General features: G+C 71.2%; 14 protein-coding genes and 1 tRNA gene. 11 read left to right on the top strand and 4 right to left on the bottom strand.

Translation table 11 applies throughout. The features are described 5' to 3' along the window. The first annotated feature begins 17 nt into the window (after positions 1-17). Genes RB150_05920 through RB150_05905 form a run of 4 tightly spaced genes read left to right on the top strand, consistent with a single transcriptional unit; the run spans position 18 to position 3,468 of the window. Positions 18-1,838, top strand: coding sequence for a cbb3-type cytochrome c oxidase subunit I (locus RB150_05920; GenBank protein MDQ7820068.1), 1,821 nt, complete (start codon positions 18-20; stop codon positions 1,836-1,838). Next, complete coding sequence (locus tag RB150_05915) at positions 1,838-2,470, top strand: cytochrome c oxidase subunit 3 (GenBank protein ID MDQ7820067.1); 633 nt, start codon at positions 1,838-1,840, stop codon at positions 2,468-2,470. The genes RB150_05920 and RB150_05915 overlap by 1 nt, the downstream gene beginning before the upstream one ends. A 22-nt stretch (positions 2,471-2,492) precedes the next feature. Continuing rightward, positions 2,493-3,113 carry a cytochrome c oxidase subunit 3 gene (locus RB150_05910; protein MDQ7820066.1) on the top strand — a complete coding sequence of 207 codons (621 nt, stop codon included), beginning with the start codon at positions 2,493-2,495 and terminating at the stop codon, positions 3,111-3,113. A gap of 34 nt (positions 3,114-3,147) precedes the next feature. Continuing rightward, positions 3,148-3,468: a cytochrome C oxidase subunit IV family protein gene (locus RB150_05905; GenBank protein ID MDQ7820065.1), complete on the top strand. Its 321-nt coding sequence runs from the start codon at positions 3,148-3,150 to the stop codon at positions 3,466-3,468. Positions 3,469-3,684: 216 nt separating this feature from the next. Here RB150_05905 and RB150_05900 read toward each other — a convergent pair whose 3' ends face one another. Then, positions 3,685-4,068, bottom strand: coding sequence for an amino acid-binding protein (locus tag RB150_05900; protein ID MDQ7820064.1), 384 nt, complete (start codon positions 4,066-4,068; stop codon positions 3,685-3,687). Positions 4,069-4,551: 483 nt separating this feature from the next. Between RB150_05900 and RB150_05895 the strand changes: the two genes are divergently transcribed. The 6 genes from RB150_05895 (at position 4,552) to RB150_05870 (ending at position 11,443) form a co-directional block, all read left to right on the top strand. Further along, entirely contained in the window at positions 4,552-6,093 is a 1,542-nt protein-coding gene (locus RB150_05895) for an ABC transporter substrate-binding protein (protein MDQ7820063.1), read from the top strand. 110 nt (positions 6,094-6,203) lie between these two features. Continuing rightward, positions 6,204-7,133 carry an ABC transporter permease gene (locus RB150_05890; protein ID MDQ7820062.1) on the top strand — a complete coding sequence of 310 codons (930 nt, stop codon included), beginning with the start codon at positions 6,204-6,206 and terminating at the stop codon, positions 7,131-7,133. 52 nt (positions 7,134-7,185) lie between these two features. Further along, positions 7,186-7,989 carry an ABC transporter permease gene (locus tag RB150_05885; protein MDQ7820061.1) on the top strand — a complete coding sequence of 268 codons (804 nt, stop codon included), beginning with the start codon at positions 7,186-7,188 and terminating at the stop codon, positions 7,987-7,989. An 85-nt stretch (positions 7,990-8,074) separates the two neighbouring features. Continuing rightward, the gene (locus tag RB150_05880; GenBank protein ID MDQ7820060.1) at positions 8,075-8,281 is read left to right on the top strand and encodes a hypothetical protein; all 207 of its coding nucleotides are present in this window, start codon (positions 8,075-8,077) and stop codon (positions 8,279-8,281) included. Then, on the top strand, positions 8,278-9,705 hold the full coding sequence (locus RB150_05875) for an amidase (GenBank protein ID MDQ7820059.1): 1,428 nt from the start codon (positions 8,278-8,280) through the stop codon (positions 9,703-9,705). The genes RB150_05880 and RB150_05875 overlap by 4 nt, the downstream gene beginning before the upstream one ends. A 16-nt stretch (positions 9,706-9,721) precedes the next feature. Further along, a complete protein-coding gene (locus tag RB150_05870) occupies positions 9,722-11,443 on the top strand; it encodes a gamma-glutamyltransferase family protein (protein ID MDQ7820058.1) in 1,722 nt (573 codons plus the stop codon). A gap of 34 nt (positions 11,444-11,477) precedes the next feature. Here the strand turns inward: RB150_05870 and RB150_05865 are convergent. From RB150_05865 to RB150_05855, 3 genes are all read right to left on the bottom strand, one after another. Continuing rightward, positions 11,478-11,552, bottom strand: a tRNA-Thr gene (locus RB150_05865). A 51-nt stretch (positions 11,553-11,603) separates the two neighbouring features. Beyond that, a complete protein-coding gene (locus tag RB150_05860) occupies positions 11,604-11,942 on the bottom strand; it encodes a DUF2628 domain-containing protein (GenBank protein MDQ7820057.1) in 339 nt (112 codons plus the stop codon). Between the two features lie 4 nt (positions 11,943-11,946). Continuing rightward, positions 11,947-12,162 carry a hypothetical protein gene (locus tag RB150_05855; protein MDQ7820056.1) on the bottom strand — a complete coding sequence of 72 codons (216 nt, stop codon included), beginning with the start codon at positions 12,160-12,162 and terminating at the stop codon, positions 11,947-11,949. A gap of 203 nt (positions 12,163-12,365) precedes the next feature. Here RB150_05855 and moaA point away from each other — a divergent pair, with 203 nt between their 5' ends. Beyond that, positions 12,366-13,343, top strand: a complete 978-nt coding sequence (moaA, locus tag RB150_05850; protein ID MDQ7820055.1) for a GTP 3',8-cyclase MoaA — start codon at positions 12,366-12,368, stop codon at positions 13,341-13,343. Positions 13,344-13,355 lie beyond the last annotated feature (12 nt).

The following is a 13,355-nucleotide window of genomic DNA, read 5'->3' as shown; positions in this document are numbered from 1 at the left end:
GGGGGAGAGAGGCGAGCATGGGATCTCGCGCGGCCGTGCACGAGCCTGAGGCGCACCCGATGGGGTTCGTGCGCCGCTATATCTTCAGCCAGGACCACAAGATCATCGGCCTGCAGTACCTGATGACCTCCCTGGTGATGGCCGCGGTGGGCGGTATTCTGGCCATGCTCATCCGCATGCAGCTGGGCTGGCCGGGCCACCAGTGGGGTCTGGTCCGCTGGCTGTTCCCGGGAGGCTTCACCGACGCCGGGGTGATGAAGCCGGACTTCTACCTGGCCGTGGTGACCATGCACGGCACCATCATGATCTTCTTCGTGCTGACCACGGCCCTGTCGGGCGGCTTCGGCAACTTCCTGATCCCCTTGACCATCGGCGCCCGGGACATGGCCTTCCCGTTCATGAACATGCTCTCCTACTGGCTGTACCCGCCGGCGATCCTGGTCCTGCTGGCGGCGTTTGTCGTCGCCGGCGGCGCTCCCAACTCGGGGTGGACGGCGTACCCGCCCCTGTCGGCCCTGCCCCAGGCGGCGCCGGGGTCCGGGCTGGGGCAAACCCTGTGGCTGGTGAGCCTGGGCATCCTGATCGTGGCCTTCCTGTTCGGCTCCCTGAACTACATCACCACCGTCCTGCAGCTGCGCACCCGGGGCATGTCCATGACCCGCCTCCCCCTGGTCACCTGGGCCCAGTTCATCACCGCGGTCCTGATGCTGCTGTCCTTCCCCGTGCTCTTGGCGGCGGTGATCATGCTGCTGTTCGACCGTCACGCCGGCACCAGCTTCTTCGTGCCGTCGGGCCTCGTGGTTGGCGGCCAGCTGCTGACCCACCAGGGCGGCAACCCCCTGCTGTGGCAGCACCTGTTCTGGTTCCTGGGCCACCCGGAGGTGTACGTCCTGATCCTGCCGCCCATGGGGATCGTGTCGGAGGTCCTGGCCGTCCACGGCCGCAAGCCCATCTTCGGATACCGGGCCATGGTCCTGTCCATGGGCGCCATCGCGTTCCTCAGTTTCGTGGTGTGGGGTCACCACATGTTCACCAGCGGGATGAACCCCCTGGTGGGCACCGCCTTCATGGTCACCACGCTGGCCATCGCCATCCCCTCGGCGGTCAAGACCTTCAACTGGCTGGCGACCCTGTGGCGGGCGCGCATCCGCTTCACCAGCGCCATGCTGTTCGCCATCGGATTCGTCTCCCTGTTCGTCACCGGCGGCCTGACGGGACTGTTCCTGGGATCGCCGGCGGTGGACACCTATTTCCAGGACACGTTCTTCGTGGTCGCCCACTTCCACTTCGTCATGGCCAGCGCGGCCCTGTTCGGCCTGTTTGCCGGGCTGTACCACTGGTTCCCGAAGATGTTCGGGCGCATGATGAACGAGCGGCTGGGCCGGATCCACTTCTGGCTGACCTTTGCGGGAATCTACGCCACCTTCTTCCCCATGCACTTCCTGGGGCTGGCCGGCGAGCCGCGGCGCTATTACTCCCCCCAGATGTACGAGTTCCTGCGGCCGCTGCAGCCTCTGAACGTCGTCGTGTCCCTGGCCTCCTTCGGGCTGGGACTGGCTCAGCTGATCTTCGTCGCCAACTTCGCCTACAGCCTGGTGCGGGGACCGCGGGCGTCCCGCAACCCGTGGCAGGCCAACACCCTGGAGTGGCAGGCCCCCTCCCCTCCGCCCCACGGCAACTGGGGCCGGGAGCTGCCGGTGGTGTACCGCTGGCCGTATGACTACAGCCTGCCGGATGCGGCCGAGGACTACGTCCCCCAGACCGCTCCCGCGCCCGTCCCGGCCGTGGCCGGAGGCGCACCGGAGGGCCCGCCCCCTGCGCGGGAGGGAGATCCGTAGTGTCCCGGGCGCCCCAGATCCTGGACCTGCCCCGGGTCCCCCCGCCTCCCCGCGCACCAGAACGGGGGGACCGGGGGCCGGGCGAGGACGGGCCGGCCGGCCGGCCGGCGCACCCGGCGCGGGTGGCGGTGTGGCTGGTGGTCGCGGCGGTGGTCGTCCTGTTCGCCGCCTTCACCAGCACGTACCTGGCGCGGCGGGCCGAGCCCGACTGGACGCCGGCGCCGATGCCGCGGATCCTGTGGGCCAGCACCACCGCGATCCTGGCCAGCAGCCTGATCCTCTCCGCCTCCCTGCGCGCCGGCCGCCGGGGCCGCCGGCGGACCCTGCGCCGCGGGCTGGCGGCCACCGCGGTTCTGGGCGGGGTGTTCCTGATCTGTCAGCTCCTGGGCTGGCGGGACCTTGCCCGGGCGGGAGTCTTTCTGGCCAGCAGTCCCCACAGCGCGTTTTTCTACCTGCTGACCGGAACCCACGGCCTGCACCTGGCCGGCGGGCTGGGAGCCCTCCTGTACGCGCTGGCCCGCTCGGGAGCCCCGGCGGAGCGCGTCCTGGACGTCGCCGAGCCGGCGGCCACCTACTGGCACTCCCTGGCCGGCCTGTGGGTCTATGTGTTCGTGATCCTGTTCGGCCTGTGACGGACGGGCGCGGGAGGCGTTGATGGCGCACGAGGCGGTGGAGCACAACCAGGTGCTGGCATCGGACTGGGGCGGCGGTCGGTCACCGTTTGGGGTGGGCTGGCCCAAGCTGATGATGTGGGTGTTCCTGGTGTCCGACACCCTGACCTTCGCCGGCCTGCTGGCCGGCTACGGCGCGCTGCGCCTGTCGCTGGGGCGCTGGCCGGCGCAGGCGGAGATCTTCGACCTGTACCTGGTCGGCGCCATGACGTTCATCCTGATCTGCAGCAGCGCCACCATGGCGGTGGCCGTGTCCGCGGCCAGGCGCGGCGACCGGGGCCGCGTCATCCCCTTTCTCCTGCTGACGGCCCTGGGCGGTCTGCTGTTCCTGACCGGGCAGGCCTACGAGTGGACCAAGTTCATCCACGAGGGCGCCCGCCTGTCCGGAAATCCGTGGGGCGTGCCGCAGTTCTCGGCCACCTTCTTCATCATCACGGGGTTCCATGGAGGACACGTCTCGGTAGGGGTCCTCTACCTGCTGGCCACCGCCCTGCGCTGGGGGTTGCGGCGCATCCAGCCCGAGAGCGTGGAGATTGCGGGGCTGTACTGGCACTTCGTGGACCTGGTGTGGGTATTCATCTTCACCCTGCTGTACCTCATCTGAGCGACAGATCACAGACACAGAGCGGGGAACGGCGATGGAGCACAGCACCGACCGACTGGAGCGCGCAGCCCACCCCGAAGGATACCGGATTTACGGGGTGGTGTGGTTCTGGCTGCTGGTCATCACCCTGCTGGAGCTGGGGATCGTCCTGGTCCACGTCCCCCGGGCCCTGCTGATCGGCAGCCTGCTGATCCTGGCTCTGATGAAGGCCGCGCTGATCATCGCGTACTTCATGCACCTGCGCTACGAGAAGCTCAGCCTGGTCTACGCCGTGGTCACGCCCATGTTCTTCCTGGCCATCGTCCTGTTCGCCTTCATCGGCCCCGACGCCCTCAGCGTCTTCTACCGACGGTAAATGAGGGAAGAAGGAAGAGGGAAGAGGGAAGAGGGAAAACAACACATCCAGGTCTGCCCCGTCTACTCAATCTGTCTGGATCTACCGGATTGAGCAGATGGGGTAGATCGAGCAGATTGAGACGATCGAATAGATTCCCTCTTCCCTCCGCAGACGCCCGCGATCGCCGCGCGTCTCGGATCCCGGATCTCTGATCCCGCAGGGCTCAGCGGCCCCTCAGCGGCCTCCCAGCGCCTTCTTGGCCTTGGCCAGGTCGCTGACCCCGAAGACGGCCCGGGTGTCGGTGGCGACGTAGAACAGCGAGATGTTCACCCCGGCGTCGGCCAGCTTGCGGGCCATCCTGCCCAGCGCCCCCGGCCGGTCGGCGATCTTGCGGACGATGACGTCCTGTTCGGACTCCACCTTGATACCGGCGGCCTGCAGGGCCTTCCTGGCCGCCTCCACCGCCCGGTCATCCACGAGCAGGTGGATGGTCCCCTTGCCCATGGCGGTCACGGCACACCCGCCCATGATGTTGACCTTGGCCTTGCCCAGGGCCTCGCCCAACCGCGCCAGCTCCCCGGGCTTGTCCTCGAGGGTCACCGTCAGGTCCTTCGGCATCGTTCATCCCCCCATAGAGAAGAATACGAGAAAGAGACCGTGCCGCACCCGTCCAGGGATCTCAGGGTCCGCATTCGACGCCGGCAAGGCCGCCCCCCTGTCGGAGAACCCGCCGCGGCCTCCCGCAGACGCCTCCGGGCGTGCCGGATCTCCCCAACATCAACAAGAATTCGCGATTGTAAACTTCCTGAAAATCCCCGTCCGGTGGCCGGCTGCCGGGGCGACCGGAGCGCCGTGGGCCGAGCTCGTGCGCACGGATCCGATCACGTTGATCAGAGGAGAACAATCGTCCTCCTCGCCCGGAGCATCGGTCGCGGGAAGGGCGGCCCGTCGCCCGGGTCGAACACCCAGGATCGTCGCACGGTCCCGGCCGTGAGTCGCGCGGGGGCGCCCCTTTCCGCACCGCCGCGACCGGCCGGAGACCATCGGCGGCCTGTGACGGTATCCGCCCGTCGGCGGGCAAGGCCCGTGAGAGGAGGGTGCATGGGCGTGCGTGCAGTGTCTGCGGGAGTGATCGCGGCGATCCTGCTCATGTTTTTGGGCGTCGGGACGTCTGGCCGGGCCCAGCCCCGCGTTCCGGAGGCCCTGGTGGTGGCTCAGGGCGTCGACATCCAGACCGGCGATCCCCACAAGACGACCCTGACCCACGCCATGAACGTCCTGGCCAATATCTACGACACCCTGGTCCGCCGGGACGCGGACCTGAACCTCCACCCCGGGCTGGCCGTGTCGTGGCGCGCCGTGGATTCCACCACCTGGGAGTTCCGACTGCGTCAGGGCGTCCGGTTTCACAACGGCGAGCCGTTCACCGCCCAGGCGGTCAAGTTCTCCTTCGACCGGATGCTGGATCCCCGCACCCGGTGGCCGGGCGCCGGCGCGCTGCGGCTGATCAAGTCCGTCACCGTGGTGGACGACTACACCGTCCGCTTCACCACCGAGCGGCCCTGGCCGCTGCTGCCGCGCTTTCTGGGGTACTACGGCATGATCGTTCCCCCCGGCTACCTGACCCAGAACGGGGACGAGGCCCTGGCCCGCCAGCCCGTGGGCACCGGTCCCTACCGGTTCGTCCGGTGGGTGCGGGATGATCGCGTCGAGCTGGAAGCCAACCCCGCCTACTGGGGCGGCCGGCCGCGCATCGGCCGGGTCATCTTCCGCGCCATCCCCTCGGAGTCGTCGCGCCTGGCCGAACTGCTGACCGGGTCGGTCCACCTCATCAACCTGGTGCCTCCGGAGCTGTTCCGCCCCCTGCAGCTGTCGGGGCGCGCCAAGCTGGTGCCCGGCAGGAGTTTGAGCGTCTTCTTCGTGATCTACAACCTGGTGAACATCCCCCCGAGCAAGCCCCTGGCGGACCGACGGGTCCGGCAGGCCCTCAACTACGCCGTGGACCGCCAGGCCATCCTGGCCAGCGTCATGCGGGGGGTGGGGTCCCCGGTCGGCACTTTCTGCACAGAGGTCATGCTGGGCTGCGATACCTCGGTGGGAGGATTCTCCTACAACCCCGACCGCGCCCGGGCGCTGCTGCGGGAGGCAGGCTACGCCGACGGCGTGGACTTTTCCATCACCACCACCAGCGGCGCCTACCCGGGCGACCGCGATATCACCCTCGCCGTGGCGGACCAGCTGGCCCGGGTCGGCGTCCGCGCCCGCGTCAACGTGACCGAGTACGGCGTGCAGCTGCGGACCGTACAGGCCCGCCAGCTGGCCGAGGACGGGTGGTTCACCCGCTTCACCGACTTCTTCGGCCTGAGCTACATCATCCCGTTCCGGGCCTTCTACTCGCGGGGGGAGTGGTCGCTGTGGCGGCCCGGCAACTCCCAGTTCGACCAGCTGGTGGAGTCCGCCGACGCGGCGACCGACGAGGCCCGGATGCGGGAGGTGTCCCGGCGGATCCAGGCCATGTACTTGGAGGAGGCTCCGGCCATCTCCCTGTTCACCGCGCCCAACGTCTACGGGATGCACCGCAGCCTGGAGTGGACGCCGCGGCCGGACCTGCTCCTGACCATGGTGGACGCGGCCTGGAAGTGACGCCGTGACGGCGGGGGTCTGTCTCTCACCGGCCGCGGGTGGCGCCCGGGGCGACCCGGCCGCTCCGGGCCCCGCGGGCGCCCACCAGGGTCCTCTCGGGATCACAGATCATGGGTGAGTTCGCCCTTCGTCGGCTGCTGCTGTCCCTCACCGCCCTGTTCGGCGTGGTGTCGATCGTCTTTGTGCTGCTGCACGCCAGCGGGGACCCCGTGACCCTGCTGGTGTCCCAGGATGCCACCCGAGACGACATGGAGCGGATCCGCCAGGCCTACGGTCTGGACCAGCCCCTGGGCGTGCAGTACGTGCGCTACCTGGCGCGGGTGGCCCGCGGAGACCTCGGGTACTCTTTCCGACAGGGCCTGCCGGTGGCCGAGTTGATCCTCGAACGCCTGCGGGCCACCTTCGAACTGGCCCTGGCCGGGCTGGTGGTGGCGGTGGGGGTGGGCGTGAGCCTGGGCCTGGTGGCCGCCGCCTGGCGGGGGTCGCTGTGGGACACCGCCGCCATGACGGTGGCCCTGCTGGGGACCAGCGTCCCCAGCTTCTGGCTGGGGCTGCTGCTGATCATCGTGTTCGGCGTGCACCTGGGCTGGCTGCCCATTTCCGGCTATGGCGGCCTGGCCCACCTGGTCATGCCCGCCGTGGTGCTGGGCGGCTTCTACGGCGCCCAGATCAGCAGGCTCACCCGGGCCAGCCTGCTGGAAGTCCTGGCCCAGGACTACATCCGCACCGCCCGGGCCAAGGGGCTGAGCGGAGGCGCCGTGCTCCTGCGGCACGGACTGCGCAACGGCCTGCTGCCCATCCTGACGGTCCTGGGGCTGGACTTTGGCCGCATGCTGGGCGGCGCGGTGATCGTCGAATCCATCTTCGCCTGGCCCGGAATGGGCCGCCTGGCGGTACAGGCGGTCCTGGCCCGCGACTTTCCGGTGGTGCAGGGCGTGACCATCGTGGGGGCCGCCGTGTTCCTGTCGGTGAACTTCGTCATCGACCTGCTGTATGGCTGGGTGGACCCTCGTCTACGCGCATCCGCAGCCCGGGCGTAGGCGAACCTCCCCGGCCGGGCGGTTGCTGCGCCGGCCCTCGGGCGCGGTGGCCGTGGCGCTGCTGGGCACGGTGGTGGTGGCCGCGTTGGGCCTGTCCTGGGTTCCGCCCTACGACCCGTCGGCGCAGGACCTGAGCCTGACCCTGCATCCCCCCTCCCTGACCCCGGTCCGGGGCCAGCTGCACCTGCTGGGCACGGACAAGCTGGGCCGCGACATCCTCAGCCGCCTGCTGGTCGGCCTGCGCATCTCGCTGCTGGTGGGGCTGGCGGTGGTGCCCCTGTCCGCCGCCGTGGGCCTGGCCGCGGGCCTGGTCACGGGGTTCCGGCGAGGGTGGCTGGACCTGGTGCTCATGCGGATCGTGGACACCCAGCTGGCTGTTCCCACCCTCCTGTTGATGATCGCGGTGGTGGCGGTCTTGGGCACCGGGCTGGCGCAAATCGTCCTGGTCCTCGCCGTGGCGGGTTGGCCCACCTACGCCCGCGTCATCCGCGCCGAAGTCCTGGCCCTCGCCGAGCGGGAGTTCGTCACCGCGGCGCGGGCGGCCGGCGCCCCCGAGCGGAGGATCCTGCTGCGCCATGTCCTGCCCAACGTCCTGCCCACGACGCTGGTCCTGGCCACTCTGCAACTCCCGGTGGTGATCATCTGGGAGGCCGCGTTGAGCTTTCTGGGACTGGGCATCCAGCCCCCGACGCCCAGCCTGGGCCAGATGCTCGGGGAGTCCCAGGAGGTGGTGTGGCAGGCGTGGTGGATGCCGACCATCCCCGGGCTGGCCATCACCCTGGTGGTCCTGGCCTTCAATCTGATCGGCGACCGGCTGCGGGACGTGCTGGACCCGCGCCTGCGCGGGCAGCTGTGACCGCGCGGCGCGTCGGGTCCGGAGCAGGCCGGCGCGCACGGTCCTGCGTGCAGGTGAGTCGGCGGCCGACCGGGAACGACCGACGATGATGGACCCGCGGGAACGATCCGCAGCGGAGGCGCTCGCGGCCGCCGTCTGCCGGCAGGCGGGCGCGGCGCCGGACCGGGAGACCTGGGACCGGCTGGTCGCCCTGGTGGAGCAGGGGATGGCCGATGGCGAGGCACTGGCCGCCGCGGACGTCTCCGACACCGACCCGCCGGCGGCCGACCGGCCGCAGGACGCTCTGCCGTGACCGACTCCCTCGCCCGGATGACCCTGGCCGACCTCTCGCGGGCGATCCGCGCCCGCGACGTCTCCCCGGTGGAAGTCACCCGGGCCTGTCTGGAACGGATCCAGCGCCTGGACCGCGTCCTCAACGCCTTCATCACCGTCACCGCCGACCGGGCGCTGGAGGACGCCCGGCGGGCGGAGGCCGAGATCCTCCGGGGGCACTGGCGCGGCCCCCTGCACGGCGTGCCTGTGGCTCTGAAGGACATCTTTGCCACGGCCGGCATCCGGACCACGTGCGGGTCCCGGATCCTGCGGGACTGGGTACCTGCCGCCGATGCCGCGGTGGTGCGGCGGCTGGCGGAGGCGGGCGCGGTGCTGCTGGGCAAGCTGAACATGAGCGAGTTCGCCCTCGCCGGCATCCACCCCGACTACGGGCCGCCCCGCAACCCCTGGGACCTGAGCCGGTTCACCGGCGGGTCCAGCAGCGGGTCGGCGGCGGCCGTGGCCGCCGGCCTGTGCTTTGCCTCTCTCGGCACCGACACCGGCGGATCCATCCGGGGCCCGGCGGCCCACTGCGGGATCGTCGGGCTGAAACCGACGTACGGCGCCGTCAGCCGGGCGGGGGTCATCCCCCTGTCGTGGTCGCTGGACCATGTGGGCCCCATGGCGCGCACCGCCGAGGACGCGGCCCTCCTGCTGGAGGCCATCGCCGGCCCCGACCCGGACGACCCCGCCACCCGGATCGCCCCGGCGCCCGGATCACCGGAGGCCACCGCGGATCGGGTCGCCCGCCTGCGGGTGGGAGTCGTGGACGCCTTCTGGGACCCGCAGGACGCCTCCCCGGACTTCCTGGACTGCGTCCGCTCGGCCGTGCGGATCCTCGAGTCCGTGGCGGCCGAGGTCCGGGACGTCCGCCTGCCCCGGACGCGGGAGGTCGTCCCCGCCTGGTGGACGCTGTGCCTGGCGGAAGCGGCGGCGTACCACCGGACCTTGCTGCGCCGCCACCTGCCCGACTACAGCGCCACCGTCCGCGAGCTGCTGCTGGGCGGCATGGCCATCCCCGCATGGCAGTACGTGCAGGCCCGGCGCGTGCAGCGGCGGATCACCCGCGAGCTGGCCGCGGTGTTCGCGCAGGTGGACGTGCTGGTGCTGCCCACCATGCTCCGGGAGGCCCCGCCGGCGGAGGAGGCGGCGGCCAGCGGCTCGTGGGAGCCCCTGCGGCGGCGCATCCAGCCCGTGGCCCCGTTCAACCTCACCGGACTGCCTGCCGTCTCGGTGCCGGCCGGACGGACGCCGGCGGGACTGCCGGTGGGAGTGCAGATCGTCGGCCCGCACCATGCCGACCGGACGGTGCTGGCCGTGGCCGCGGCCCTCCAGCCCGCGGTACCGCTGCCCCCGCCTCCCATCGACCGCGACATCGCCCCGAACGGAGGAGACCCACCGTGAACGGAGGAGACCCACCGTGATCGAGCTGAGACCTCTGCCCACCCTGCGGCCGACGGTGATGGGACGCCGCTATGCCGTGGCCTCCGGCCACTACCTCGCCAGCGTGGCGGCGGCGCGGATCCTGGAATCCGGCGGCAACGTGGTGGACGCCGGCGTGGCGGCCGGCCTGTGCCTGAACGTGGTGCAGCCCGACATGACCAACCTGGGAGGGGTGGCGCCCATCGTGGTACGGCGCGCCGACGGGCAGGTGGCCACCATCAGCGGGCTGGGGCGCTGGCCGCAGGCGGCCACCGTGGACGAGGTCCTGCGCCGGGGCGGAGACATCTCCCACGGCATCCTGGCCAGCGTGGTCCCCGCCGCCCTGGACGCGTGGGTGGAGGCGCTGCGGCTGTTCGGCACCATGCGCTTTGCCGACGTCGCCGCCCCCGCCATCGAGCTGGCGGAGCGGGGAGTCCCCGTCCACCGGTTCCTCCACGACAACCTGGCCTCCGCCGTGCCGGTGATCCGCCGCTGGCCGTCCACCGCCTCCGTGTTCCTCCCCCGCGGCCGCCCGCCGCAGGTCGGAGAGGTCCTGGTCCAGCGCGAGCTGGCCGCCACGTTGCGCCTGCTGGTGGAGGCGGAGGGGACGACCTCCCCGCGGGCCGAGGGCCTGCGGGCGGTCCGGGACCGGTTCTACCGGGGGGACATCGCGCGCCGGCTGGCCGACTTCTGCCGGCAGGAGGGCGGTCTGCTGACCGCCGACGACCTGGCCGCCTTCCGCGTGCGGGCGGAGCCTCCCGTACGTACGACCTACCGGGGATATGACGTCTTCGGGTGCGGGCCGTGGTGCCAGGGACCGGTGCTCCTGCAGGCCCTGAACATCCTGGAGGGGTTTGATCTGGCCGCCCTGCCCCAGAACTCGGCGGAGGCCCTGCACCTGATCCTGCAAGCGCTGCTGGCGGCGTTCGCAGACCGCCACGCCTACTACGGGGATCCCGACTTCGTGCCGGTCCCCGTGGACGTGCTGCTGTCCAAGGACTACGCCGCCCGCTGGCGCGAGCGCATCGATCCGCGCCGGGCGTTTCCCGACATGCCCTCCCCCGGGGACGTGGGGCGGCCGGCCGCGCCTGCGCCCTCACCCGCCCCACGGGTGTCCGGGGGCGCGCAGGGGTCCACGGACACCAGTTATGTGTGCGTGGTGGACGCAGACGGCAACGCGCTTTCGGCCACCCCCAGCGACGGGGTGCTGGAGACGCCCCTGGTGCCGGGTCTGGGCATCATCATCTCGGCGCGGGGCAGCCAGTCCTGGCTGGATCCCTCCCATCCCGCCTGCGTCGGTCCGGGCCGGCGGCCCCGGCTGACCCCCAGCCCCGCCGTCGTGACCCGGCCCGACGGGTTCGTGCTGGCCTTCGGCACGCCCGGCTACGACGTCCAGCCCCAGGCCATGCTCCAGGTCCTTCTGAACCTCATCGAGTACGGGATGGATCCCCAGCAGGCGGTGGAGGCCGCCCGCGCGGCGACATACAGCTTCCCGGCCTCCACCCACCCCCACCGCCATGAGCCCGGGCTGGTTCGGGTGGAAGCGCGCATCCCCGACACCTCGCGCGCCGGGCTGGAGGCGCGGGGCCACCGGGTACAGGTCTGGCCGGAGTGGGCGCCGCAGGCGGGAGGGGTGTGCGCGGGGCTGCGCGACCCCGCCGGGGACGTGGTGGCCGCCGCCGCCGATCCCCGGAGGATGTCCTACGCGGTGGGGTGGTAGGCGTCAGGACTTCCGGACAGAGAGATCGCGGGGCTGGAGCCGCCGACCGGACTTGAACCGGTAACCCCCGCATTACAAGTGCGGTGCTCTGCCGTTGAGCTACGGCGGCCCCGGGCCGAGTATACTACGGGAGATCCCGGATCTCTGAGCCCGGATCTCCTCAATAGTAGCTGTGGCGGACGATGCGGGCTTCGAGCAGGTCCTCGTTGGCCTTCAAACCCGCGTACAGCCACGCCAGGGGGGCCAGCAGCCCGCCGCTGAACAGCACGATGGTGAACAGGATGAGGGCGTGGGTCCACAGTCCGGTGAACAGGTACCAGAACGGCCCCAGCAGCAGGGCCCACCAGTTCACCTGGAGCCGCGGCGGCATCGGGCGGTGGTACAGGGTCTGCAGAGGGTCGTCCTCGCGCCCCACGCCCACCGGCAGGTCGAGGATCCGTCGCACGGAGCGTACCACCGCCCGCCAGGCCCGGCCCACCGCCGCCCCGATCCGCCTCATGTCCCTACTCCTCGTCCGCGGGGCCCGCCTCCTCGGTTTCCTCCTCCAGCCGGGCGTTGTGGAGGTCCTCGGTCGTCTCTTCGATCCGCAGGCAGATGGCGCACGTTCCCCGCAGGAGGCCGTGCTCGCACCGCTCCGTCAGACCCTTGCGCGACCGGCCGCCCCCGCTACGGGCCGTCCGGGCACGGGAAGCCGCCCGCGTGGTTGCTGTCCGTCCCACTGAGGTCACCGTCCCTCCAGAAATCGCTGCTCCGGACCGCAGTCCGGCGGGCAGCCTGCCCTCCGGCGGCAACTCTGCCCTGTGCTATTGTACCGATCCCGGGCTCGGGCGCAACCCCCATCCTCCGGCGGTCGACACGGGGGCCGGGGCCGGAAGCGTCACCGCAGGGCCGGGTGCTATAATCGAGCCATCCGGAGGGCCCCATGCGGGACCAGTACGGCAGGGAACTGACTGACCTGCGGATCTCCCTCACCGACCGCTGCAACCTGCGGTGCGTGTACTGCATGCCCGCCAGCGGCATCGACTTCCGGCCTGCCGACGAACTGCTCCAGGACCACGAACTGGTGCTCCTGGTCCGCATCGCCGCCGACCTGGGCGTCAGCCGCATCCGCCTGACCGGGGGGGAACCCACGGTCCGGCCGCACCTGGTGGACCTGGTGGCGCAGATCGCCTCCATCCCCGGCATCCGTGACGTGGCCATGACCACCAACGGGCTGCTGCTGGAGTCCCTGGCCGAGCCTCTGGCGCGGGCGGGCCTGCATCGGGTCAACGTCAGCCTGGACACCCTGGACCCGGACCGGTTCGCCCGCATCACCCGGGGGGGCCGGCTGGACCGCGTCCTGGCCGGGGTCGCCGCAGCCGAGGCCGCCGGGCTGCAGCCCATCAAGATCAACACCGTCGTCGTCCGGGGGTTCAACGAGGGGGACGTGGTCCCCCTGGCCGCCCTGACGCTGGAGCGGCCCTGGGAGGTGCGCTTCATTGAGGTCATGCCCTTCTCCACGGTGGGCGACTTCGCCGAAGGTTCCGTGGTCCGCTCCGAGGAGACCATGGCCCGCATCGAGGCCGCCCTGGGCCCTCTGCACCCGCTGGACACCTCCGGACGGGACCCGGCGCGCACCTACCGCCTGGCCGGCGCGGCCGGAATCCTGGGCTTCATCAGCCCGGTCAGCCAGCCCTTCTGCGCCCGGTGCGGCCGGCTGCGGCTGACCGCCGACGGGCGCCTGCGCCTGTGCCTGCTGCGCGACGACGAGGAAGATCTGCTGACACCCCTGCGGGCGGGAGCGTCGTACGAGGAACTGCGCGAGATCTTCCGGGCGGCCGCCTTCCGACGGCCCTTCGGCCACGCCCTGGCCGAGCGCCTGTACCCCCAGCACCGCGCGATGATTCAGATCGGGGGATGAGCCCGATCGCGC

It is taken from the genome of Armatimonadota bacterium, assembly GCA_031081675.1.
Lineage (GTDB): Bacteria > Sysuimicrobiota > Sysuimicrobiia > Sysuimicrobiales > Kaftiobacteriaceae > Calidihabitans > Calidihabitans tengchongensis.
The sequence above is the reverse complement of the archived record's forward strand: the minus strand, read 5'-3'. Positions and strand labels throughout refer to the sequence as shown.